This window comes from Pseudomonas sp. Marseille-Q7302, from assembly GCF_965111925.1.
Genome location: NZ_CBCOPK010000001.1, coordinates 1,821,847 through 1,843,483 on the forward strand (window position 1 = coordinate 1,821,847; position 21,637 = coordinate 1,843,483).

Below are 21,637 nucleotides of genomic sequence, written 5' to 3' on the forward strand. Positions count from 1 at the left end.
AGAGGATCGACCCTTGATGCACAAGACCCTGCGTGTGGCGATCACCCTGATCGTGGTGCTGCTGGCGATACTGGCTGGTACCTGGCTCTGGCACTTCTATCTCTATACGCCCTGGACTCGTGATGCACGGGTGCGTGCCGACGTAGTGGTGGTGGCACCCGACGTATCCGGCTGGGTAACCCGCCTGGCAGTGGTCGACAACCAGCTGGTCAAGCGAGGGGACCTGCTCATGCAGATCGACCAGCAGCGCTACCAGGCCAATCTCGACCACGCCAAGGCGGTGGCAGATACGCGCCAGCAACAGCTGCGCTTGCGTGAAAGCGAGGCCGCCCGCCGGCAGCGGTTGGGTACCAGCGCCATCAGTGCCGAAGACCGCGAGACCGCCCAGGTCAATGTGGCCGTCGCCCGCAGCCAGTACCAGGAAGCCCTGAGTGACGTGAACCTTGCGCAGATCAACCTGGATCGCAGTCGCGTCCTGGCGCCGCGGGAAGGACGCATCACCAACCTCAGGTTCGCCGAGGGCAACTATGTGCAGACCGGCCAGGCGGTGATGGCGCTGGTGGATACCCGCTCCTTCTATGTGATGGCCTATTTCGAGGAAACCAAGATCCCGCATATCCATCCCGGTGACGGGGTGCGGGTAAGGCTGATGAACCAGGCCGCGCCCTTGCAGGGCAAGGTGGCAAGCATCAGCAGCGGCATCACCGATCGCAATGCGGCCAACGATGCCCAGTTGCTGGCCAACGTCGAGCCGACGTTCAACTGGGTACGCCTGGCGCAACGCATTCCGGTGCGCATCGAGCTGCTGGACGTGCCGGCGGATATGCACCTCAGCGCCGGCATGACAGCGAGTGTCTCGGTGCTTGACGGGGAAGGCCACCATCCGCTGCAGGGCTGGCGTCGACTCTGGGATTACTAAAAGCCTTGAATGGGGAGGAAGAGTCGCCGAACGAAGGCCAGGCAAGACGAGGATTCGCGAGGAAGCGGACCGGGCTCGCGCTCGAGTTTACGAGTGGTAAATGAGCATTCCGGGCGAATTTCCAACGCAGCCTGGCCGAGCGCAGGCCCTTTTCAGTACGACTAAAGTCGTCTGGAAGCCTTACCGGGCGCGCCTAGAGTAGAGCTCGACGCTCCCGTCATGCTGTAAGGAACAACAATAATGAATGACAGCACCTACCGGCGGATTGAAGCCAGTCCGCGTTTCCAAGAACTGGTGCGCAAGCGCGGGCGTTTTGCCTGGACGCTTTCCGCCATCATGCTCGGACTCTATGCAGCCTTCATCCTTTTGATCGCCTTCGCGCCCACGGTCCTCGGTACCCGTATCCATGCGGAGACCGCCATGACCTGGGGCATTCCCCTGGGCGTCGGTCTGATTCTCTCGGCCTTCGTGCTGACGGGTATCTACGTGCGCCGGGCCAATGGCGAATTCGATCGGCTCAACGCGGAAATCCTTCGGGAGGTGCAGCCATGAGACGTCTACTCCTGGCCAGCGGGCTGCTCGCCCTGTCGCCTTCGCTCTGGGCAGCCGATGCCCTCACGGGCGCCGTCCAGCGCCAGCCGCTGAACATCTCCGCCATCCTGATGTTCGTGGTCTTTGTCGGGGCCACCCTGGGCATTACCTACTGGGCGTCCAAACGCAACCGTTCGGCTGCGGACTACTACGCCGCGGGTGGCCGCATCACCGGTTTCCAGAATGGCCTGGCCATTGCCGGTGACTACATGTCGGCCGCCTCCTTCCTCGGTATTTCCGCGCTGGTGTTCACCTCGGGCTACGACGGCCTGATCTACTCCATCGGCTTCCTGGTGGGCTGGCCGATCATCCTGTTCCTGATCGCCGAGCGCCTGCGCAACCTGGGCAAGTACACCTTCGCCGATGTGGCGTCCTATCGCCTCAAGCAAAAGGACATTCGCACCCTGTCCGCCTGCGGTTCGCTGGTGGTGGTCGCGCTCTACCTGATCGCCCAGATGGTCGGCGCCGGCAAGCTGATCCAGCTGCTGTTCGGCCTGGACTACAGCATCGCCGTGGTGCTGGTGGGCATTCTGATGGTGCTCTATGTGCTCTTCGGCGGCATGCTGGCCACCACCTGGGTGCAGATCATCAAGGCGGTGCTGCTGCTGTCCGGTGCCAGCTTCATGGCCTTCATGGTGATGAAGCACGTGGGCTTCGACTTCAATCGGCTATTCGCCGAAGCCATCGCGGTACACCCGAAAGGCGAGGCCATCATGAGCCCCGGCGGTCTGGTGAAGGATCCGATCTCGGCCTTCTCCCTTGGCCTGGCGCTGATGTTCGGTACTGCCGGCCTGCCGCACATCCTGATGCGCTTCTTCACCGTGAGCGACGCCAAGGAAGCCCGCAAGAGCGTGTTCTACGCTACCGGCTTCATCGGCTACTTCTACATCCTGACCTTCATCATCGGCTTTGGCGCCATCCTGCTGGTCAGCACCAACCCGGCCTTCAAGGATGCCGCAGGTGCCCTGCTGGGCGGTAACAACATGGCGGCCGTGCACCTGGCCAACGCCGTGGGTGGCAGCATCTTCCTGGGCTTCATTTCGGCGGTAGCCTTCGCCACCATCCTGGCGGTGGTCGCCGGTCTGACCCTGGCCGGCGCCTCGGCGGTGTCCCACGATCTCTACGCCAGCGTGATCAAGAAGGGCCAGGCTAACGAGAAGGACGAAATCCGCGTCTCCAAGATCACCACCGTGGCCCTGGGCGTCGTCGCCATCGCCCTGGGGATTCTCTTCGAGAAGCAGAACATCGCCTTCATGGTGGGCCTGGCGTTCTCCATCGCTGCCAGCTGCAACTTCCCGGTCCTGCTGCTCTCGATGTACTGGAAGCGCCTGACCACCCGTGGCGCCATGATCGGTGGCTGGCTCGGCCTGATCACGGCGGTGACGCTGATGGTGCTCGGCCCGACCATCTGGGTGACCATCCTCGGTCATGCCAAGCCCATCTACCCCTATGAATACCCGGCACTGTTCTCCATCGCCGTGGCCTTCATCGGTATCTGGTTCTTTTCCATCACCGACAAGTCGGCGGCTGGTGAAGAGGAGCGGGCTCGCTTCTATCCGCAGTTCGTCAGATCCCAGACGGGTCTGGGTTCCAGTGGTGCGGTCTCCCACTAACCACCCATGGCGCTAGAACGAAGCCCGGATTGGCAACGATCCGGGCTTTTTTTCGTGCGACAAATCAGATCTGGCAGGGGTTGCTGCAGGTCGCCTGACAACCTTGGGATTTTCCGCCACCGGCGCAGGTCCATGGAATAGGCCCGTTGCTTCGTATCATCCGATTACGGCGACGGTCGACCCTTGGCCTTCATGGAGAATGGCAGATGACTCTCTCGACCATCCTGGTTCTAGTGCTGCTGGTCCTGCTCATTGGCGGACTTCCAGTGTTTCCGCATTCGCGCAGCTGGGGTTACGGCCCGTCCGGCATCGTGGGTGCCATCCTGGTCGTGCTGCTGGTATTGCTGCTACTGGGCATGATCTAGCAAGGGCTGTCGTGCTGAAAATGCCCTGCAAAGGTGCATCGGACAAAGTCCTTGCCCAAGTCGGTGCAGCGCGGTAACGTCGGTTTTCCGGCCTGCCTTGCCGAGTGCTGTAAACAAAACCGGAGTCCGCGAGAGCGGACTCCGGTTTTGTTTTGGGCGCTAGTTGGCCGCGCCGTCCTGGCGACTGCGCTGATAGAGATCCAGCACGACCTCATCCAGGATGGACGAGGCCCCCCAGGGACGGCTGCTGTTTAGGATGGCGACCACTACCCAGCTGCGGGCGTTGGCATCCCGAACGAAGCCCGCCAGGGCGCGCACGTTGTTCAGGGTGCCGGTCTTCATGTGCGCCTGGCCGGTCAGCGGCGAATTCTTCATGCGCTTGCGCAGGGTGCCGTCCATGCCGGCCAGGGGCAGGGAGGCGATGAATTCCGGCCCATAGGGGCTCTGCCAGGCCGCGCGCAGAATTTCGGCCATCTCCCGGGCACTGACCCGCTCGGTCCGTGACAGACCGGAGCCGTTCTCCATGATCAGGTGACTGGCATTGATGCCCTTACGCGCTAGCCACGAGCGGATGACCCGCAGCGCTGCCTTGCCATCGTCGGCATCCGCCGAGGTGCGGAATTGTGCACCTATGGATAGGAACAGCTGCTGGGCCATGGTGTTGTTGCTGTACTTGTTGATGTCGCGAATGATCTCGACCACATCCGGTGAAAAGGCCCGTGCCAGCACCTCGGCATTGCGCGGCACGCTGCCTTCACGGGTACGGCCCTTGATGCTGCCACCCAGTTCCTGCCAGATGGCCCGGACCGCGCCGGCGGTATAGGCCGGGTGGTCGAGCAGCGACAGATAGCTCTGGGCGTTGCAGCCGTCCGGCAACTGGCCGCTGACTACCAGACTGGTACTGCCATCGGCCTGAGGCACCGGATTGAAGCGCACTTCGGGCCAGGCCGGGCAACCGCTCTTGCCGGTGGCACGCATCTGATTGTCGATGTTGACGTTGGTCAGCGGCGGATCCATGGATACGCTGACCCGGCCATCGGCCGAGCGGACCACCATGCGAACCGACTTGAGATTGACCAGCAGCGAGTCCGGCCCGACCAGGAAGGTCTTGTTCTCGTCGTCGCCATCGTCGTTGAAGGCGGGCAGGTTGGGCTTCACGAAGCGACTTCGATCCAGCACCAGGTCACCAGTGACTTCCAGCACGCCATTGGCCCGCAGGTCGCGCATGAGCAGCCAGAGCCGCTCCATGTTCAGCTTGGGATCGCCGCCACCCTTGAGGTAGAGGTTGCCGTTGAGGATGCCGTCCTTGAGGGTGCCGTCGGTATAGAACTCGGTCTTCCATTGATAGGTGGGACCCAGCAGTTCCAGAGCCGCGTAGGTGGTGATCAGCTTCATGGTCGAAGCCGGATTCACCGAAACGTCGGCGTTGTAGTAGTCGTTCTCGCCGGGGCCATCCAGCGGCAGCATGACCAGCGACAGGTCGCTGCCGGGAATCTTGTTGGTCTGCATCGCCTTTTCGATTCGCGGCGGCAGAAAGGAGGTATCGGCACTGACGGGCAGGGAAAAGCCCAGGGCGCAGCAGCTCAGCAGCAGGCCCAGAGATCGGAAGGTCTTTCGCATCGGGACACACACCTTGGCAGGGTACCGGCCTAGTTGAAGAGAAAAGGGGCCGATAGACGTCGGAGTGTGGGCATTATGCAGTAAGGAGGGAGGGGCGAGCCAACCCCAAGGGGCAGGGCGCGGATAAAGAAACGACCGCCGAAGCGGTCGTTTCTGGAAAGGACGGGATCAGTTGTAGCCGGTGGCGTCCTTGGTACGGTCCGGACTGTTTGGCGAAGGCGGATCGCGCCCGTCGTCGGTCTTGGCGTGCTCGGTGCGCAGGGGCTTTTCGTCCTTGGGCAGTTCGCGTTCGTCGGCTTTGCGCTTTTCTTCGGCCATGGGATCCTCGTCTACGTGATTACCTGTCAAGGTGTGACCGGCGCAGGCGTTTCGCCGTTCCCCTAGGGCGAGGAGCGGTCGGCGAACACGCCGGCGGCCTGCAGCTGGCGCAGCGCATCGCTGACCTGGCGAGCGAAGGTTTCTTCGATGGCGGTCCCGGCCTGGTGGCTGGCGGCCAGCGGCAGGAACCAGACTCCCATCCAGGTACGTACCGAACTGGCATTTCGCACTCGCGTGGGTGAGCTGCCGTCGGGCGCAATCCATTCGGCGGTCAGCACATAGTCGTCCTTGGCGGTACCCGGGACGAGAAAGAAGGTAGCACCGGTGATCAGCCCGCTGGCGATGGCGGCGGCGTAGGAGGTGCTGTTGTACAGCTTGAGGCGCAGCAAGGCGTCATCGGGTCTGCCGGGTTCCGGCACCAGGGTGATGCGGTCGAACAGCCTGGAGCCTGCCAGGATCTCGCGCAGCCGGGGCTTCAGGCCTTCGCGGGCGATGGCGATCGACGTCGCGTCCTTGGCGTCCTCGACAGTGCCACGATAGAAATTGAATTCCACCAGCACATTGGCGCGCTGTGGTGGGGCGCTCAGGGGCGCGCGGAATGCCTGGGAAGAGAGTTCGTCACCGGGAAAAGCGGCGCAACCAGCGAGCAGAAGCAGGCAGAGCAGGGCAGCGAGAGTCTTCATGAAACGCACCTCATCCCTAAGTGGCGATAGCGAAAGCTGGCAGGGGCCAACGTCCGCGCAAAAAAAAGCCCAACCGGGGGTTGGGCTTTTTCGAGAAGGCGGGTGATTAGATCACCTGCACCTCATCAGCCTGCAGGCCTTTCTGGCCTTGCACGACCAGGAAGGAAACAGCCTGGCCTTCTTGCAGGCTCTTGAAGCCGTTACCCTGGATGGAGCGGTAGTGAACGAACACGTCCGGGCCGCTCTGGGGGGTGATGAAGCCGAAGCCTTTCTCGTCGTTGAACCACTTGACGGTGCCAGTTTGGCGAGTAGACATGGATTTCTCCTTGAATAAGATGACGTTGTTGTCCACGAGGACGACAGTTTTGAAACGAGGAGAAACCCATGCCGCGAAAGCTGGCCCTGATGTACTCCAGGTTCTCGACAGGTGAGCCGCTTTGTAGAGACAGCCTCACCTGACAGCGATGGATGGTCTCAGACTGGCTTGCGCAAAACAAGACCTTTGAGCTGCTCGATGTTGACTTTACCGACCATGGTCGAAGCGGCATCTGGCGCGGGCGAACTGATGGTGGAAAAGGGCGGCAGGATGCGGCCCTGGTCATGGAGCGGGAAGACTATGCGAAGCGATCCGTGCTGAATCGTTTTCTATGCACAACGTGTTGCGATCTAGTCACTGCGCAGGGCCTCACCTCCGCCTATCGATGAGGCCTGTCCAAAGGTTTGTCAGGTTTTTCAGGGCCCTATGAACATCTAGGTACTCGCCGAGGGGCATCTGCGGAACAGTGCGCAGCTTAGCGGTCGGTACCCCTGGCTGCTGATCGCGGAGCCTCAAACAGCTGACAACGGCGTCCGGGTGTAGCGCGCACCTCTGGCTGAGCGAGACGACCGCTCGCTTCAAATGCCATGAAGGCGCTGGGTGCCCCCCATCCTGTACCTGGAAAAAGGTCGCCGATCAAGGAGCCGGCTTCACTACGAGCATAGGTTTTTCAGCAAGCCGAAGCAGCCGCTCGGCGTTTGAGGACAGAAGCTCAGCGGTGGCGCGGGCGGTCTTGGGCCAGTGGTGTCGGAAGGGTGATGAGCTGCTCAATTTTGGTAGTGGCTAGGTGATATTATCTTGTCCGAATCATTACCCCCGGACCGCAACGGTCCAAGGAACTACTGTGAAAAACGGACTCGAAAGCGCAGGACGCGCATTGAGCCAAGGGCTCGCTGGCTACCGTGTCGAGCTGCGCCGCCTGAACCTCAATGAAATATTGGTAGCGGTCTATCATGCCCACCAGTCGATTAAGCTGACTCAGCGAATACTGACCAACGAGCAGGCCAGCAATCCGTTCCTGCTGAATACGGTAGTGGCGGCCATGCGTGTCGAAGCTGATGCTGTGGGTCTCTTCATCGAGATTCCAATCGCCCAGGACTGCCTCACGGCCTGAGTCCAGGCGCGCCTGTAAGACCTCAACCTCCTCTAGCTGCCAGGTACACCGTTCGCGCCGAGGCTTGAGCCAGTTGCCGTGCGGGTGTTTCCACGGCAAGGCATGGCGCCGAGCAGTGGAGAGGCATGAAGGGAATCAGGTCAGTGTCTGGTACACGAGCAACGCGGTGCCGGCAGCGATGCCTTTCATGATCCTGCGCACCTGTTTCAAGGGTGAGGCATAGCTATCAAGCGCCGGCTCTGATGATCGCGGTAAAATGGGCCGCTTTCTACAGGAGTCTCCGTTCATGGCCTTGCTGGGTCGTTTCAACAGCTTGCAGATTTTGCGCAATACACCCATCGGTCTGTTCCTTGACGCGGGCAACGACGGCGAGGTTCTGCTGCCGCGTCGCTATGCCCCGCGTGACGAACCCTGTGCCGAAGGTGATTGGCTCAATGTGTTCCTCTACCTGGACAGCGAGGACCGGCTGATCGCCACCACAGAGAAGCCGAAAGTGCAGGTTGGCAGCTTCGCCAGCCTGCGCGTGGTGGAAGTCGGTCGGGTCGGGATCTTCCTTGACTGGGGGCTACCCAAGGATCTGTTGCTGCCGCATTCCGAGGAGAAGCGTCCCCTGCAGGTGGGTGATCATTGCGTGGTGCACGTGCATCTGGATGCCCGTACCCGGCGGATCGTCGCCACCGCGCGGCTGGATCGCTACCTGGATCGCGAGCCGCCACGCTACAAGGCCGGCCAGCCGGTGCCCTTGCTGGTCGTCGAGCAGACCGACCTGGGCTACAAGGTGATCGTCGACAACAAGCACTGGGGTCTGGTGCATCGCAACGAGGCCTTCAAGCCCCTGCGGCTGGGGCAGCGCGAGCGAGGCTTCATTCGTGAGGTACGGGCGGATGGCAAGATCAGCCTGACCCTGCAGCCCCAGGGCGCGGCCGCCGGTAACGACCTTGCCGAGCAGATCCTTGGCCTGGCGAGAGCCCGCGGTGGAGTGCTGGAGCTCAGCGACAGCAGTCCGCCCGCGCTGATCCATCAGCTGTTTGGCGTCAGCAAGGGCAACTTCAAGAAAGCCATCGGCCATCTCTATCGCCAGGGACGGATCGTTATCGAGGACGACCGGATTTCTGTACGCGAGGACGCCGCGGACTAGCGCCGCGACGGGGTGTCAGATCGCTGTCATGGCTGGGCTGCACCAGGGATTCGGGGTCGAAGGCGCGGGCTCGCTCGTCCGGCCCGGCTTCGCGTTCCAGGTCGCCGACCAGGCGGGTGATGCGATCGGCCAGCTTTTCCGAACTCAGGCTCTCGCGCAGGCGCTCCACCATGAGCGGCAAGGCGAACGGCGAGGGGTGATCGAGGGTCACTAGGCGCAGGGGCAGCGCGCCGGTACGGGTCAGTGTCTGCTGCAGCCGATCGGCGTCGAGCTCCTGGCGCAGCACCTCGGTCTGAGCCTGGCCGAGCAGCAGGTTATCCGGATCGTACTGACGAAAGACCTGATAGAAGAGGCTGCTGCTGGCCTGTAGCTGGCGGTTGCTCTTGTGCGCGCCCGGATAGCCGGAAAAGATCAGCCCGGAGATGCGGGCGATCTCGCGAAAGCGCCGCTGGGCGAGTTCGGCGGCGTTGAGGCTTTCCAGGGTGTCACTGATCAGGTTGTCGGTGGTGAAGAGGCTGGCATCGAGCAGCCCTTCCCAGTCCAGGCTGACGGGTGAGACCAGCTCCAGGCCATAGTCGTTGACGGCGATGGAAAAGGTGCAGGGGCGGCGCTGCGCCAGGCGCCAGGCGAGCAGGCTGGCCAGTCCGAGATGGGCGTGGCGGCCAGCGAAGGGATAGAGAAAGAGGTGCGAGCCCTCGCGGGATTCCAGGGTCTCGGCGAGCAGGTAGTGGGCGCTGGGCAGCGCCGACCATTGCCGCTGGACATCCAGCAGCGGCTGCAGCAACCGCATTTCCGGACTCTCGTAACGTTGGGCCTCGGCATCTTCGAGCAGGGCCAGAACATGCTTGGCCAGGGTGTCCGAGAGCGGCATGCGGCTGCCGCTCCAGCGTGGGATGGCGGCCTTGCGACCGCTGGCGCGGCGCACGTATACCGTCATGTTCTCCACCCGCACCAGTTCCAGGGTACGGCCAGCGAAGAGAAAGTGATCACCAGGGCGCAGGCGGGCGATAAAGCCTTCCTCGATGTTCCCCAGGCGATTGCCGCCGCCGCCCTTGGACCAGAATTGCACGTTGAGGCTGGTCTCGCTGACGATGGTGCCTATGCCCAGGCGATGCCGCTTGGCCAGTTGCTTGTCGGGGACGCGCCAGATGCCCTCGGCATCCGGCTCGGCGCGGCGATAGTCCGGATAGGCCGACAGGGAGGCGCCGCCAGTGCGGACGAAGGCGAGGGCCCAGGCCCATTCGCCGTCACTGAGGCCGCGATAGGCCCAGGCACTGCGGATTTCCGGCAGCAGGTCGTCCGGTTCGAAGCCACCCCCCAGGGCCACGGTCACCAGGTGCTGCACCAGGACATCGAGGGGCTTGACCGGGGCCGCGCGGGCCTCGATCTCCCCGGCCGTGATGGCGCGGCGGGTGGCGGCCGCATCCAGCAGGTCGAGGCTGTAGGTAGGCACCAGGGTCGCACGGGAGGCGCGCCCCGGGGCGTGACCACTACGGCCGGCGCGTTGCAGCAGGCGAGCGATGGTCTTGGGCGAGCCGATCTGCAGTACCCGCTCCACGGGCAGGAAGTCCACGCCGAGGTCGAGGCTAGAGGTACAGATCACCGCCTTGAGCTGGCCATTCTTGAGGCCGCTCTCCACCCATTCTCGGGCCTGCTTCTCGATGGAGCCGTGGTGCAGGGCGATCAGGCCGGCCCAGTCCGGGCGTGCCTGCAGCAGGGCCTGGTACCAGAGCTCGGTCTGGGCCCGGGTATTGGTGAAGACCAGGGTGGTGGGACTGTCTTCAAGTTCGCGGATCACCTGCAGCAGCAGGCGCATGCCCAGGTGCCCGGCCCAGGCGAAGCGCTCGACTCCGCCCTGGGGCAGCAGGGTATCTACCTGCAGGCGCTTGTCCTGGCGGCCCTGCACCAGGTGTCCCGGTTCTCCGGCCAGCAGGACATCCAGCGCGTGAGCCTGGTTGCCCAGGGTCGCCGACAGGCCCCAGGTCTGCAGGCCGGGGTTCCAGCGGCGCAGGCGGGCCAGGGCGAGTTGGGTCTGGGTACCGCGCTTGTTGCCAAGCAGTTCGTGCCATTCATCAATGACTACCAGGCGGACATGACCCAGGGCTTCCTGGGCGTCCTCCCGCGACAGCAGCAGCGACAGACTTTCGGGAGTGGTTACCAGGGCCGTCGGCAGGCGGCGATTCTGTCGCGCACGCTCGCTGCTACCGGTATCACCGGTGCGCAGGCCCAGGGTCCACTCCAGCTCTTCCTCGAGTACCGGACGCTCCAGGGCGCGCAGGGTGTCCGCCGCCAGCGCGCGCATGGGCGTCAGCCAGAGCACCGTGAGCGGCGGTGGCGCCTGCTTGCGCTTGCTGGGCAGCCCCTTGGCGGTGATCGGCTTGGGCGCCACGAAGGCATCCAGGGCCGCCAGCCAGACCGCGTAGGTCTTGCCGGAACCGGTAGTGGCATGCAGCAGGCCGGATTCTCCGGCGGCGATGGCCTTGGCCACCTCGCGCTGGAAGGGAAAGGCCTTCCAGCCCTGGACTGCCAGCCAGCGACTGCCGGGGCCCTTGCGCGATCGGGTAGCGGTGGCCATCTCGGCACTCCTTTAGACCGGGTTCGAACGCCCGGTCATCTCGGCCGCCATGGCGGTGGCGTAGCTGTCGGTCATGCCGGCGATGAAGTCGATCACCCGCATGAAGGCCTGGTGCAGGGTCCAGGAGGGATCCGGGGCGCTGTTGCCCAGCAGGTCGAGGATGCGCCGACTCTTGAAGGACGGCTCGCGGCCCCGATGCTGTTCCAGGGCAGCGCCGCAGAAGGCGTTGAGCAGGATCTCCAGGGTGGTGTAGGCACCGATCTCATGGAGGGTCTTGCGCTTGTCGTGAAAGATCTTTTCCCGGGCCAGCGCCTTGGCGCGCTGCACGCAAAGCTTGGCCGGACCGGCCATGTGCTCGACCAGGTCATCACCCAGGGTGCCGGCGAGCAGGGCGTCCTGCTGTTCGACGAAGGCGCGAGCGGTGGCGTTGGTCAGGTGTTCGATGGCCTTGCCGCGCAGGATCGCCAGCTTGCGCCGGCGGGAGTCGCGCGGACCCAGCTGGCGATAGGTCTCGGGCAGATCATCGCCGACCAGGCCCAGCAGCAGCGCCTCGACCTCGGCATAGTCCAGCAGCTCCATCTCCAGGCCGTCTTCCAGGTCGATCAGGCCGTAGCAGATGTCGTCGGCGGCCTCCATGAGGTAGACCAGGGGATGCCGTGCCCAACGCTCGGGACCCAGCAGGGGCAGTTCGAGTTTTTCGGCGATCTGTTCCAGCAACGGCAATTCGCTCTGGTAGCAGCCGAACTTGTGCTTCTTGTAGCCAGGCGCCGCGGCATAGCGTGACGTCCAGGGGTACTTGAGATAGGTACCGAGGGTCGCGTAGGTCAGGCGGGTGCCGCCGTCGAACTGGTGGTATTCGAGCTGGGTCAGCACCCGGAAGCCCTGGGCATTGCCTTCGAAGTGCAGAAAATCCTGGCGCTCCGCTTCGCTCATGTCATCCAGCCAGCCGCGTCCGGCCGCCTGGGTGAACCAGTAGCGAATGGCGTCTTCGCCGGAATGGCCGAATGGCGGGTTGCCGATGTCATGGGCCAGGCAGGCGGATTGCACCACCATGCCGAGATCGCTCGGGTCACACCACTCGGGCAGGTCGCCTCTGAGGCTCTCGCCCACGCGCATGCCCAGGGAACGGCCGACGCAGCTGACCTCCAGGCTATGCGTCAGGCGCGTATGGATATGATCGTTGCTGGTCACGGGGTGGACCTGGGTCTTGCGGCCCAGCCGGCGGAAGGCGCCGGAAAAGATGATGCGATCGTGGTCCTTGTGAAAGGGGCTGCGCCCCAGTTCATCCGGGCTGTGCAGGGGTTTGCCCAGCCGTTCGCGGATAAGAAGTGTCTGCCAGTCCAAGGCCATCCTCGAGCTATCACCGTTTAGGGGACGCCGGCGGTTACCGTTCGGCGCTTCTGCGTTCTGACCTCGGCAACATACGATCATCACCCCTCAGTTGGCAAAACCCGGCAGTTGGCTGGCGTCCAGGTCGATCAGCAGCAGGCGCTGACCGCTTTCCAGGAACTGGCTGGCGGTCAGGCAGTACTGGTTGGTCGTGGCATCGCGATACACCGTCGAGAGCGCCAACCGGCGCTCGTTCCAGCCCTCGGCCAGCAGTGCATAGAAGTAGGGACGCCAGGACCAGTTGTGGTTGAGGTAACGGCGGTTCTCGCGCCAGAACATGCCGTTCCATTCCAGGTTGGGGGTAATCTGGGTGCCGGCGCGGTCGCATTGGTAGATGCGCAGCAGGCCGGGAAAGACGTGGGGATCGGGCAGGGCGCTCAAGGGGCCGCCGTGTTCTGCCCAGGGTTTCAGCCGGGTGACGAAGTCGGCGAGCCGCTGGCGCAAGGCGAGCAGCTGGGTCTGCTGAGCCAGCTTGCCATCGACGAAGCGACTGCGCAGGGCGGCGAAGCGCTCCTGGTAGCGGTCACTGGTGCTCAGCTCATGGGTGGCCTGGGCGAACAGGAAACCCTGGACATAACGTGAACCGCACTCCAAGGCGAAATCCAGTTCGGTTTCGGTTTCGACACCCTCGGCGATCAGCCAACACCCGGTCTTTTCGGCCATCTGTGCCAGCGCCTTGACCGCGTCGCCCCGGGGGCCACCTCGCGCGGCGGCCTGGAACAGCCGCATATCCAGCTTGAGAATGTCGGGTTGCAGGTCCAGCACCCGATCCAGTTGCGAATAGCCGGAACCGAAATCATCGATGGCGATGCGGATGCCGCGTTCCCGATAGCGGGCCACGGCCTCGGTCAGGCGCGGCAGATCGCCGGCAGCCTCGGTGATCTCGTAGACGACCCGGCTGGGCGCTACCCCAGAGCGTTCCAGCTGCACCAGGCTGGGCAGGTCGGCTCCGCTCTCCAGCTGGCTGATCCAGCGTGGTGACAGGTTGAGGCTGAGAAACCAGTCTTCCGGTGCGCTGGCGAAGCGCTGCAGGGCATCTTCCCGAAGCGTGCGATCAAGGTGCAGCAAGTTTGCAGTCGGAGTATGCGGGTCGGCAAACAGGGGCCCGACGGAGGTGTGACTGCCGTCGGCCTGGCGCAGTCGGCCAAGCGCCTCAACCCCGGCGATACGTCCGGTAGCGGTGTCGATGAAGGGTTGGAAGAAGGCAGAGGGTTGAGCACTGGGCACGAGCGGTTCCTTGTCGTCAGGGAGGCAGGTGGTTGTCGACCTGACCCGATGCCATGCGATAAGGGTGCCAGATGAAAAAACGGCTCCCTGGGGAGCCGTTCATGATCAGCGGGGTGGCGGTAGCGGATGATCCGCCTGTTCGCGATGCCGGTTCTGCAATCGATTGACGATGGGATACAGCGCCAGACCGATACGGGCCAGGCGGCCCACGGCGCCAAGGCGCTTGCCGAACAACGACAGGAACACCGTCGCGCCCAGCATCAGCGGCTTCTTCGCCGAGCTGGCGACCTTGTCGCGATTGGGTCGTACCAGATCACCGATAAGGCTGATGGGGTTGTGCAAGGGTTGGGCGTTGTAGATGAGCTGCTGGCGATACATCTCCATGCGCAGCCGGACCAGTTCCTTGCGCTTGGCCTGGCTGGTGGCAGCGGAAAGCGGCTGGTTCATGGCAGTAGGCGCTCCCGGTTGCGGTTCAGTTCTTCCAGGGTGGCATGGAAAGGCGCGGCACCCTTGACCAGGCGGAGGGCTCGCAGGATGCAGATCGCCAGCGCCACGGCATAGAAGCCGCACAGCGCCAGGGTCGCGGTCATGCGATAGGTATCCCAGAAGGCGATGATGACCGCCGCCGAGATGCCTACCAGCACCAGCAGGCCAAAGATCAGGCTCAGGCCGGTGAAGAGGAACAGCTGGAAGGTACGAACCTTCTCTTCCTGTACCTCGATACCCAGCAATTCCAGGTGGCTCTGCAGCAGTCCTACTACCGCGCCGGCGAGGCGCTTGACCGAAGGCTTGGGCGCCTCGTCAGGCAGCTCCCGTGGAGGAGAGGAGGTGTCCATGGCAATCTCCCAGGCTTAGCGGCGCGATGCCAGCAGGCCGATCAGGAAACCGACACCGGCGGCAATGCCCAGGGCCTTGAAGGGATTGTCGACCACGTATTCCTCGGTGGTCTCCTTGGCGACGACCCCCTGGCGGTAGAGGTCGTCCTGCTTGGTCTTGAGCACGTCGCGGGAACGCTCCAGGCTGGAACTCAACTTGGCGCGCAGTTCATCTGCCTGCTCGCCAGCCATGCTTGCAGTGTGCTTGAGCAGCTGCTCGGCGTCGGCCAGCAGGGTGTGGAATTCGTCGGTCAGCGCCTGCTCGGCCTCGCCCAGATGACGACGGACCCGGTCAGTGTTCTGCTGGTGTGCCTGCTCATCGATATCAGCGGCAAGCTCGTCTTTGAGCACGGGGGAGATTTTGTCGTTCATGGGGCGCTCCTGAATAGGCAATGGGTATCCGTTTCAGGCCTTTCGAGTGAGGGCTCCGACCAAAGGTTCCACGGGCGGGGCCGCATGCCCTTCCAGTGCTTTCTCTATATAGGAGGGTCAGAGCATATAGGAGGGTCCAAAGCGGACGAATGGTCATACCATACCGATTTCGGGTCTCCAAAAGTTCCGCACTATTAATCGATTAGAAGAGCTGGCTCACAAAACGGCGTGCTAGCGCCATTGGGCGTCTTATTCAAGTATTAGGCTAGAACTTTGCTGTTTCTATCACTGTCAGTTGCGTCGTATTTGATCGTCCATGCACTTATAGACAAATAAGAGGGGGAAGAATGGAAAACGCCATTGATAGACTGACTGCCGCTTTCAGTACTTATAAATGCTCGGTCACGGCGCCTCGCCCTGACGGCAGTATCGTGCTGACGGTGCAGGACCAGCAGTGTGATGACGCACGGGTGAACCGGGTGGTCAGCGCCCGGCAGCTCGGTGAGAGCCAGCTGCTGAAAACGGTGATCGACGAAGTCCGCAAGGACGTGTCGTTGCGGGCCGGAGCCTTGGCACCGCAATCCATGGCCGTGCTACGCGCCACCGGAGCCAATATGCTGAGATATTCCGAATAAGGGATAGGCAGCAGAAGACTTCAGCTCGAGACTTGCAGTACGGATGCCCTGCATTCGTTGGTCTCGAATACTGAAGATTACAGATGGCAAACAAGTACTTGGCCGCCTTTAGCGGTATGTCCAAGGTCGATTGTCTAGCTCTTGCACTTCAACAGACGACAATCTCCGCAGGGAAGTTGCATCGCGGGCAGCGCGTACATGGGGCACGCAACGTCCATCACGCCCCAGGACGGGAAGCCCTGTCCGGCTTGTACGGCAGCCAGCCGAGCACTGGCGATCACACCATTGAGCAGTTCCTCTTCCCGATACAACGCCTGGCGCAAGGCCGGCGAGCGATAGAGGATGCGCCCACACCTATCCAATAGCGTGAAGGAAAAGCGCCCGGTGCGATCCGGCAGCGTCGGCCATACCTTGAGCGGGGCCAATTGCTCGTCGAGTCGTGTGCAGGTCAGCTGATACAGCGAGACGCCGGCTGACGGGAGCGGCGTAACCGCGCCCACGTTATCGAGGAGCGTCGCAGGGCCTGAGGTCTGCACGAGACTGCTGGTCATGCCTTCCGTGGTTTGCATGGTCCTGTTCCTGCCTTAATTCGCCACGCTGAGGTGGTTTACCGTGCCGCTGCCGCCCGCCAGCAGAGCGCTGACGCCATGGCCCTCATCAATGGCAATACCCAGACGAATGCTATCGATCAGGCGCGCGAGTCGGGTCTGATCGTGCAGCTGCTGCTTGCTGATCAACCGCTTTACCTTGACGCCATTGTCGTCGGACAGCGTCAGGCTGACGCTGCCGTCGAGGCGTTCGATGCGAAAGTTGACCCGAAAGTCGTGCTCGAAAGCCGCGGCGATGAGCTGGAAGGGGTTGTCCATGACGTACCTGACTGGCGTGAGCGGGGTCAGTGCCATTGACTTCAGCGGGCTGGGCTAGTTCTGCGGGAAACCTCAAAAGTATGACCGACGGCCCGTTTCAGCTGCTCACCTGAGTGTCGCGTTCGCTCCAGCACTGGGCGAAAGCCCGCTGCCAGTCGGGCAGCGTCTGCCCCAGCACCGCCGCCAGCTTGTCGGTGGACAGGCAGGAATTGGCGGGTCGATGCGCCGGGGTGGGGTAGGAGCTGCTGGGGATGGGGTTGAGGCGCGCCTTCAGTTCGCCGGTCTCGCGCAGCCGCTGCGCGATCTGTTCGGCGAAACCGTACCAGGACGTGGTACCGGTCGCGGTCAGGTGATAGGTGCCCCAGAGGTCCTGCTGGTCACTGCACGCCAGCAGGCGCTCGGTAGCGTCGGCGATGGTGCGCGTCCAGGTGGGGGCGCCGATCTGATCGGCGACGATATTCAGTTCGTCGCGTTCGCTGAGCAGGCGCACCATGGTGCGCAGGAAGTTGTTGCCCTGCCAGGAATAGATCCAGCTGGTACGCAGGATCAGATGACGTTCGGCCTGTTCACGTACGGCGTTTTCACCGGCCAGCTTGGTGCGCCCATAGACGTTGAGCGGGCAGGTGGGATCCTCCTCGCGATACCGGTCCTGCTTGCTGCCATCGAAAACGTAATCGGTGGAGTAGTGGACCATGGGCACGCCTAGTTGCTGGGCGGCGCGGGCAAAGACCTGGGGAACCCGTTCGTTGATCAGGGTGGCGGTCTGGGCATCGCTCTCGGCGGCATCCACGGCGGTATAGGCTGCAGCATTGATGATGACGTCGGGACGGGCAGCGAGAACGCGTTGGTAGAGGGCATCCAGCTGGGTGAAATCCACCTGGGCCCGGCCGACGACGGTCACCTGGGCCTTGGGTGCCAACAGGGTTTGCAGTGCCTGAGAAAGTTGTCCGTGTTGACCCGCGATGAAGACGTTCATGTGACTGAGCTATTCCAGAAGGGCTGGCGCGTCCGTGCCTGTTTGACAGGGTGGGCGTCGCCACGACAGCCCTGAGCAAAAGGCGCAGTCTACCCGATGACCGGCGTAGGACAAGGCTAGCCTTTCGCCTTCGCAGGGCCTTTGGCATTGGCTCTGCCAGGCCTGCCTGGCCGGAAACCAGCCCAGGCGAAAGGATGAAAAAATTTGTTTCACGAACACTTGACAATTGTGCGACGGGGGAAAGGTATCCGTTGGTCTTTTTCCAGGGGAGTTGTGCACAACTTGTGCTAGCGCCTGTCAAGTCCTCTCTGGCCCCCACAGATCCCTGTCTAGAATCGCCCTTTTGAATTAAGTTGTTGATTACGTTGAACTTATCAAACTGGTTAAAAAATGAGCAAGTTGTTTGCGGGGCCCGCAGAGCAAGGCTCAGGGTTCTTTTCCACCATGTTTTCAACAAAGTTATCAACAGAACCTGTGGATTGTTCCGAGAAGAGCCGAACTGAAAACCTTAATCGGTGCTGAACGACAGGCTGATTGGACAGGTGTCTGCCGTTCTGTCGTCCGGCTTAGCCGGACAGGGCCAACTGACGACTCAGCAGGGCGCGCAGTGAGGCCGGCTTCACCGGTTTGGGCAAGAAATCCAGGCGCGCTTCGCGCACCTTGGCCAGGCATTCCGGACGGCCATCGGCACTGATGACGATGCCGGGAATGTCCTGGCGCAGCACCTGGCGAATCCATTCTGCGACGTCCGGACCCGTGTCGGCATCACTGAGGTGGTAGTCGACGATCAGCAGGCGTGGCACCACCCCCTGATCCAGCAGGGCGGCACATTCTTCACGGCTGCGCGCGGTCCAGACCTGGCATCCCCAGCGGCCCAGCAGGCTGCGCAGACCCAGCAGGATGCTGTCTTCGTTGTCGATGCACAGCACCGGATCACCGGCCAAGGGCTGGGCGGTTTCGCTGGCGGTCGCCGCCTGGATGGCGAGGGCGGGCGCCAGGGGCACCTTGACGCTGAAGACACTGCCATGGCCCGGCCAGGAGCGCACCGAGAGTTCGTGGCCGAGCACCCGGCAGAGCCGATCGGCGATCGCCAGACCCAGGCCCAGGCCTTTCTCGGCGCGGGTCTGGTGGCTGTCCAGACGCTTGAACTCCTCGAAGATCAGTTCGAGCTTGTCCGGCGGGATGCCGGGGCCGCTGTCCCAGACCTCCAGGCTCACGTTCTGCCCCTGGCGGCGTACTCCCAGCAGCACGCGGCCATGGGCGTATCTCAGGGCGTTGGTGAGGAAATTCTGCAATACCCGACGCAGCAGCTTGCTGTCGCTGTTGACCACCAGCTGGCTGGTGCGGATGCGCAGACTGGTGCCCTGGTCCTGGGCCAGGGCCTTGAATTCGACACCCAGGGCCTCGAACAGGGTGGCCAGGGGGAAGGGCGCCGGCGCGGCCAGGATGCGCCCGTTCTCCAGACGCGAGATGTCCAGCAGGTCGGCGATGAGGTCTTCGCTGGATCTCAGCGCGCTGTCCATGTTGCGCACCAGTTCCTGGGCCTCCTGGGCGAGGCCGTCCTGGTGGGCGAGGGCAGCGGTGAACAGTCGGGCAGCGCTCAGCGGCTGCATGAGGTCATGGCTGACCGCGGTGAGGAAACGGCTCTTGGACTGGTTGGCCGCCTCCGCGTGGGCCCTGGCTTCCTCCAGTGCCTGGTTGAGCTGGGAGAGTTCGCGGGTGCGTTCTTCCACCCGCTGTTCCAGGCCTTCGTTGGCTTCGCGCAGGGCGCGCTCGGCCTCGCGGAAGGCGGTGATGTCGGTGAAGCTCATCACGAAGCCACGGCCGGGCATGGGGCTACCGATCAGCTCGATCACCCGGCCGTTGGGAAAGGTGCGCTCCGAGGTGTGGGGAATGCCCTGGCGCATCCGTTCCACCCGGCGCGCCACGTGCTCATCGGCATCGCCCGGTCCGCAGAGGCCACGCAGGGCGTTGTAGCGGATGATCTCGGCGATGGGGCGGCCGACCTGGATCATGCCGTCCGGATAGTCGAACAGCTCCAGGTAACGCTGGTTCCAGGCGACCAGGCGCAGCGACTGGTCGACCACGCTGATGCCCTGGGAGATGTTCTCGATGGCGCCCTGCAGCAGCGCCCGGTTGAATTCGAGCACCTCCGAGGCTTCGTCGGCGATGCGCACCACGTCGTCGACCTGCATGTCGCGGCCTTCGATGGCCGCCTTGACCACCGCGCGCGCGGAGGAGGCACCGATCACCCCGGCCAGCAGCCGCTCGGTCTGGGCGATCCATTCACTGTTGGCGTTCATGCCAGGGTGGTAGGTGAGGCCGCTCTGCTCGGCGAAGCGGCTGAAACTCAGGCGGGCGCGCTCATCACCCACGAAGCGGGCGGCGAGCAGCCGCAGGTCCTCCAGCTTCACCGCCAGCAGGGCGCGATTGCGCGGCCGGGGCAGGGCGTACTGGGCGATGAAGCGCCCGGCCTGCCAGTATTCCGAGACCCGGGTGCGCGAGAGCAGCGACACCAAGGCGAACAGCAGGAAGTTGCCGGCCAGGGAGACCAGGGCGCCGACCGTGGTCGGTTGCAGCGTCCGCTCCCCCGCGGGCTGCTCGAACCAGGCCAGACCAGGAAAGGCCTCCAGCGGCCATTGCAGGCTGGTGGCTACTACCGGCAGCACCATCAGATAGCCCCAGAGCAGCGCGCCGGCGGTGAGCCCGGCAAAGACGCCCCGGCGATTGGCGGCCTTCCAGAACAGCGCCCCGACCATGGCCGGCCCGAGCTGGGCAATGGCGGCAAAGGCGATCTGGCCGATGGTGGCGAGACTGGCATTAGAGCCCAGCAGGCGATAGCTGCAATAGGCCAGCACCAGGATGACCACGATGCTGGCGCGGCGCACCGTGAGCATCCAGTGGCTGAACACCGCGTGCGGACTCTCGACCTGCCCACGGCGCTTGAGCAGCCAGGGCAGGACGATGTCGTTGGAGATCATGGTGGAGAGGGCGACGCAGGCGACGATCACCATGCCGGTGGCCGCCGAGGCCCCGCCCAGGAAGGCCAGCAAGGCCAGCCAGGGACGCTCCTGGGCCAGCGGCAGGCTGATGACGAAGGAGTCGGGCAGCACGCCACCGGGCAGGCGCAGCTGGCCGGCCAGGGCGATGGGAATGACGAACAGGGCGGCCAGCGCCAGGTAGAGCGGAAACACCCAGCGTGCCAGGTTGACGTCCCGGGTATCGATGTTTTCCACCACCGTCACATGGAACTGGCGCGGCAGGCACATCACGGCGATGAAGGCCACGCCGGTCTGGATCAGCAGGCCCGGCCAATCCAGCGTCTCCCGCCAGTATTCCTGCAGCTGCGGCGCCTGCTGGGAGCGGGCGAGCAGGTCGGCGAAGCCGTCGTGCAGGTCGTAGGTGACCCAGAGGCCCACGGCGATAAAAGCGGCGAGCTTGACCAGGGATTCGAAGGCGATCGCCAGCATCATGCCGCGATGGTGCTCGGTGACATCCAGGTTGCGGGTGCCGAAGAGAATGGCAAACACCGCCAGGACCAGGGAAACGAACAGCGCGGTGTCCTGGGCTCGGGTGTTCAGGGATTCGGCATTGATACCGGTCAGCAGATTGACGCCGATGACGATGCCCTTGAGCTGCAGCGCCAGGTAGGGGAGGACGCCGACCAGGCAGATGAGTGCGACGACGATGGCCAGGGTCTGGGACTTGCCATAGCGGGAGGCGATGAAGTCGGCGATGGAGGTGATGTTTTCCTTCTTGCTGATCAGCACCATCTTCTTGACCAGTTGCGGGGCCAGCAGCAGGAAGAGGATGGGGCCCAGGTAGATGGGCAGGAACGACCAGAGCTGGTCGGCAGCCTGACCGACCGCGCCGAAAAAGGTCCAGCTGGTGCAATAGACGGCCAGCGACAGGCTGTAGACCCAGGCCCGCAGGCGTGGCTTGAGCGGTGGGCGGCGATCGCCATAGAAGGCGATGGCGAACAGCATGGCGAGGTAGCCGAGGGTTACGGTGATGATCAGCCCGCTGGGCAGGGACATGGCGACTC

General features: G+C 63.4%; 21 protein-coding genes. 7 read left to right on the forward strand and 14 right to left on the reverse strand.

Going from position 1 to position 21,637, the window contains the following annotated elements:
* Positions 1 to 16 precede the first annotated feature (16 nt).
* The 4 genes from ACWPW1_RS08430 to ACWPW1_RS08445 all read left to right on the forward strand — a co-directional run bounded on the left by ACWPW1_RS08430 (position 17) and on the right by ACWPW1_RS08445 (position 3,488).
* Entirely contained in the window at positions 17 to 919 is a 903-nt protein-coding gene (locus tag ACWPW1_RS08430) for an efflux RND transporter periplasmic adaptor subunit (protein ID WP_059314297.1), read from the forward strand.
* Positions 920 to 1,159: 240 nt separating this feature from the next.
* The gene (locus ACWPW1_RS08435; protein ID WP_454252771.1) at positions 1,160 to 1,471 is read left to right on the forward strand and encodes a DUF485 domain-containing protein; all 312 of its coding nucleotides are present in this window, start codon (positions 1,160 to 1,162) and stop codon (positions 1,469 to 1,471) included.
* Complete coding sequence (locus ACWPW1_RS08440; RefSeq protein ID WP_271654397.1) at positions 1,468 to 3,123, forward strand: cation acetate symporter; 1,656 nt, start codon at positions 1,468 to 1,470, stop codon at positions 3,121 to 3,123. The genes ACWPW1_RS08435 and ACWPW1_RS08440 overlap by 4 nt, the downstream gene beginning before the upstream one ends.
* A 206-nt stretch (positions 3,124 to 3,329) precedes the next feature.
* The gene (locus ACWPW1_RS08445) at positions 3,330 to 3,488 is read left to right on the forward strand and encodes a DUF3309 family protein (RefSeq protein WP_007159093.1); all 159 of its coding nucleotides are present in this window, start codon (positions 3,330 to 3,332) and stop codon (positions 3,486 to 3,488) included.
* Between the two features lie 159 nt (positions 3,489 to 3,647).
* Here the strand turns inward: ACWPW1_RS08445 and dacB are convergent, their stop codons facing one another.
* The 4 genes from dacB to ACWPW1_RS08465 all read right to left on the reverse strand — a co-directional run bounded on the left by dacB (position 3,648) and on the right by ACWPW1_RS08465 (position 6,425).
* Positions 3,648 to 5,108 (reverse strand): D-alanyl-D-alanine carboxypeptidase/D-alanyl-D-alanine endopeptidase, encoded by a 1,461-nt coding sequence (gene dacB / locus ACWPW1_RS08450; RefSeq protein WP_271654398.1) that lies wholly within the window; start codon positions 5,106 to 5,108, stop codon positions 3,648 to 3,650.
* Positions 5,109 to 5,276: 168 nt separating this feature from the next.
* Positions 5,277 to 5,426 carry a hypothetical protein gene (locus tag ACWPW1_RS08455; RefSeq protein ID WP_017639713.1) on the reverse strand — a complete coding sequence of 50 codons (150 nt, stop codon included), beginning with the start codon at positions 5,424 to 5,426 and terminating at the stop codon, positions 5,277 to 5,279.
* A 62-nt stretch (positions 5,427 to 5,488) separates the two neighbouring features.
* Entirely contained in the window at positions 5,489 to 6,109 is a 621-nt protein-coding gene (locus ACWPW1_RS08460) for a hypothetical protein (RefSeq protein WP_454252772.1), read from the reverse strand.
* A 106-nt stretch (positions 6,110 to 6,215) separates the two neighbouring features.
* Positions 6,216 to 6,425: a cold-shock protein gene (locus ACWPW1_RS08465; protein ID WP_007159089.1), complete on the reverse strand. Its 210-nt coding sequence runs from the start codon at positions 6,423 to 6,425 to the stop codon at positions 6,216 to 6,218.
* Positions 6,426 to 7,269: 844 nt separating this feature from the next.
* Between ACWPW1_RS08465 and ACWPW1_RS08470 the strand changes: the two genes are divergently transcribed.
* On the forward strand, positions 7,270 to 7,539 hold the full coding sequence (locus ACWPW1_RS08470; protein ID WP_237140581.1) for a hypothetical protein: 270 nt from the start codon (positions 7,270 to 7,272) through the stop codon (positions 7,537 to 7,539).
* A gap of 286 nt (positions 7,540 to 7,825) precedes the next feature.
* Positions 7,826 to 8,677: a CvfB family protein gene (locus tag ACWPW1_RS08475; protein ID WP_323148919.1), complete on the forward strand. Its 852-nt coding sequence runs from the start codon at positions 7,826 to 7,828 to the stop codon at positions 8,675 to 8,677.
* Here ACWPW1_RS08475 and ACWPW1_RS08480 read toward each other — a convergent pair.
* The 6 genes from ACWPW1_RS08480 to ACWPW1_RS08505 all read right to left on the reverse strand — a co-directional run bounded on the left by ACWPW1_RS08480 (position 8,631) and on the right by ACWPW1_RS08505 (position 15,115).
* Positions 8,631 to 11,252 carry a ligase-associated DNA damage response DEXH box helicase gene (locus ACWPW1_RS08480; protein ID WP_454252773.1) on the reverse strand — a complete coding sequence of 874 codons (2,622 nt, stop codon included), beginning with the start codon at positions 11,250 to 11,252 and terminating at the stop codon, positions 8,631 to 8,633. The genes ACWPW1_RS08475 and ACWPW1_RS08480 overlap by 47 nt on opposite strands.
* Before the next feature lie 12 nt (positions 11,253 to 11,264).
* Positions 11,265 to 12,596, reverse strand: a complete 1,332-nt coding sequence (locus ACWPW1_RS08485) for a deoxyguanosinetriphosphate triphosphohydrolase (protein ID WP_059316845.1) — start codon at positions 12,594 to 12,596, stop codon at positions 11,265 to 11,267.
* A gap of 93 nt (positions 12,597 to 12,689) precedes the next feature.
* Complete coding sequence (locus ACWPW1_RS08490) at positions 12,690 to 13,868, reverse strand: EAL domain-containing protein (protein ID WP_454252774.1); 1,179 nt, start codon at positions 13,866 to 13,868, stop codon at positions 12,690 to 12,692.
* Between the two features lie 105 nt (positions 13,869 to 13,973).
* Positions 13,974 to 14,315, reverse strand: a complete 342-nt coding sequence (locus ACWPW1_RS08495; RefSeq protein WP_454252775.1) for a hypothetical protein — start codon at positions 14,313 to 14,315, stop codon at positions 13,974 to 13,976.
* Complete coding sequence (locus ACWPW1_RS08500; protein WP_059314307.1) at positions 14,312 to 14,704, reverse strand: phage holin family protein; 393 nt, start codon at positions 14,702 to 14,704, stop codon at positions 14,312 to 14,314. Before ACWPW1_RS08500 ends, ACWPW1_RS08495 begins: the two co-directional genes overlap by 4 nt.
* A gap of 15 nt (positions 14,705 to 14,719) precedes the next feature.
* A complete protein-coding gene (locus ACWPW1_RS08505; protein ID WP_313649011.1) occupies positions 14,720 to 15,115 on the reverse strand; it encodes a DUF883 family protein in 396 nt (131 codons plus the stop codon).
* A 347-nt stretch (positions 15,116 to 15,462) separates the two neighbouring features.
* Here ACWPW1_RS08505 and ACWPW1_RS08510 point away from each other — a divergent pair, with 347 nt between their 5' ends.
* Positions 15,463 to 15,750 (forward strand): DUF3509 domain-containing protein, encoded by a 288-nt coding sequence (locus ACWPW1_RS08510; protein WP_007159080.1) that lies wholly within the window; start codon positions 15,463 to 15,465, stop codon positions 15,748 to 15,750.
* A 134-nt stretch (positions 15,751 to 15,884) separates the two neighbouring features.
* Here the strand turns inward: ACWPW1_RS08510 and ACWPW1_RS08515 are convergent, their stop codons facing one another.
* The 4 genes from ACWPW1_RS08515 to ACWPW1_RS08530 all read right to left on the reverse strand — a co-directional run bounded on the left by ACWPW1_RS08515 (position 15,885) and on the right by ACWPW1_RS08530 (position 21,629).
* Positions 15,885 to 16,319, reverse strand: a complete 435-nt coding sequence (locus ACWPW1_RS08515; RefSeq protein WP_454252776.1) for a hypothetical protein — start codon at positions 16,317 to 16,319, stop codon at positions 15,885 to 15,887.
* Between the two features lie 15 nt (positions 16,320 to 16,334).
* Positions 16,335 to 16,616 (reverse strand): DUF3509 domain-containing protein, encoded by a 282-nt coding sequence (locus tag ACWPW1_RS08520; protein WP_059314310.1) that lies wholly within the window; start codon positions 16,614 to 16,616, stop codon positions 16,335 to 16,337.
* 97 nt (positions 16,617 to 16,713) lie between these two features.
* Positions 16,714 to 17,592 carry a dTDP-4-dehydrorhamnose reductase gene (rfbD, locus tag ACWPW1_RS08525; protein ID WP_454252777.1) on the reverse strand — a complete coding sequence of 293 codons (879 nt, stop codon included), beginning with the start codon at positions 17,590 to 17,592 and terminating at the stop codon, positions 16,714 to 16,716.
* 566 nt (positions 17,593 to 18,158) lie between these two features.
* Positions 18,159 to 21,629, reverse strand: a complete 3,471-nt coding sequence (locus ACWPW1_RS08530; RefSeq protein WP_454252778.1) for a hybrid sensor histidine kinase/response regulator — start codon at positions 21,627 to 21,629, stop codon at positions 18,159 to 18,161.
* Between the last annotated feature and the right edge of the window lie 8 nt (positions 21,630 to 21,637).

Excerpts from the sequence above, each read along its gene's own strand:
- ACWPW1_RS08430 (WP_059314297.1), top strand. The coding sequence starts at position 17 with ATGCACAAGACCCTGCGTGTGGCGATCACCCTGATCGTGGTGCTGCTG.
- ACWPW1_RS08435 (WP_454252771.1), top strand. The coding sequence starts at position 1,160 with ATGAATGACAGCACCTACCGGCGGATTGAAGCCAGTCCGCGTTTCCAA.
- ACWPW1_RS08440 (WP_271654397.1), top strand. The coding sequence starts at position 1,468 with ATGAGACGTCTACTCCTGGCCAGCGGGCTGCTCGCCCTGTCGCCTTCG.
- ACWPW1_RS08445 (WP_007159093.1), top strand. The coding sequence starts at position 3,330 with ATGACTCTCTCGACCATCCTGGTTCTAGTGCTGCTGGTCCTGCTCATT.
- dacB (WP_271654398.1), bottom strand. The coding sequence starts at position 5,108 with ATGCGAAAGACCTTCCGATCTCTGGGCCTGCTGCTGAGCTGCTGCGCC.
- ACWPW1_RS08455 (WP_017639713.1), bottom strand. The coding sequence starts at position 5,426 with ATGGCCGAAGAAAAGCGCAAAGCCGACGAACGCGAACTGCCCAAGGAC.
- ACWPW1_RS08460 (WP_454252772.1), bottom strand. The coding sequence starts at position 6,109 with ATGAAGACTCTCGCTGCCCTGCTCTGCCTGCTTCTGCTCGCTGGTTGC.
- ACWPW1_RS08465 (WP_007159089.1), bottom strand. The coding sequence starts at position 6,425 with ATGTCTACTCGCCAAACTGGCACCGTCAAGTGGTTCAACGACGAGAAA.
- ACWPW1_RS08475 (WP_323148919.1), top strand. The coding sequence starts at position 7,826 with ATGGCCTTGCTGGGTCGTTTCAACAGCTTGCAGATTTTGCGCAATACA.
- ACWPW1_RS08480 (WP_454252773.1), bottom strand. The coding sequence starts at position 11,252 with ATGGCCACCGCTACCCGATCGCGCAAGGGCCCCGGCAGTCGCTGGCTG.
- ACWPW1_RS08495 (WP_454252775.1), bottom strand. The coding sequence starts at position 14,315 with ATGAACCAGCCGCTTTCCGCTGCCACCAGCCAGGCCAAGCGCAAGGAA.
- ACWPW1_RS08500 (WP_059314307.1), bottom strand. The coding sequence starts at position 14,704 with ATGGACACCTCCTCTCCTCCACGGGAGCTGCCTGACGAGGCGCCCAAG.
- ACWPW1_RS08505 (WP_313649011.1), bottom strand. The coding sequence starts at position 15,115 with ATGAACGACAAAATCTCCCCCGTGCTCAAAGACGAGCTTGCCGCTGAT.
- ACWPW1_RS08510 (WP_007159080.1), top strand. The coding sequence starts at position 15,463 with ATGGAAAACGCCATTGATAGACTGACTGCCGCTTTCAGTACTTATAAA.
- ACWPW1_RS08515 (WP_454252776.1), bottom strand. The coding sequence starts at position 16,319 with ATGCAAACCACGGAAGGCATGACCAGCAGTCTCGTGCAGACCTCAGGC.
- ACWPW1_RS08520 (WP_059314310.1), bottom strand. The coding sequence starts at position 16,616 with ATGGACAACCCCTTCCAGCTCATCGCCGCGGCTTTCGAGCACGACTTT.
- rfbD (WP_454252777.1), bottom strand. The coding sequence starts at position 17,592 with ATGAACGTCTTCATCGCGGGTCAACACGGACAACTTTCTCAGGCACTG.
- ACWPW1_RS08530 (WP_454252778.1), bottom strand. The coding sequence starts at position 21,629 with ATGTCCCTGCCCAGCGGGCTGATCATCACCGTAACCCTCGGCTACCTC.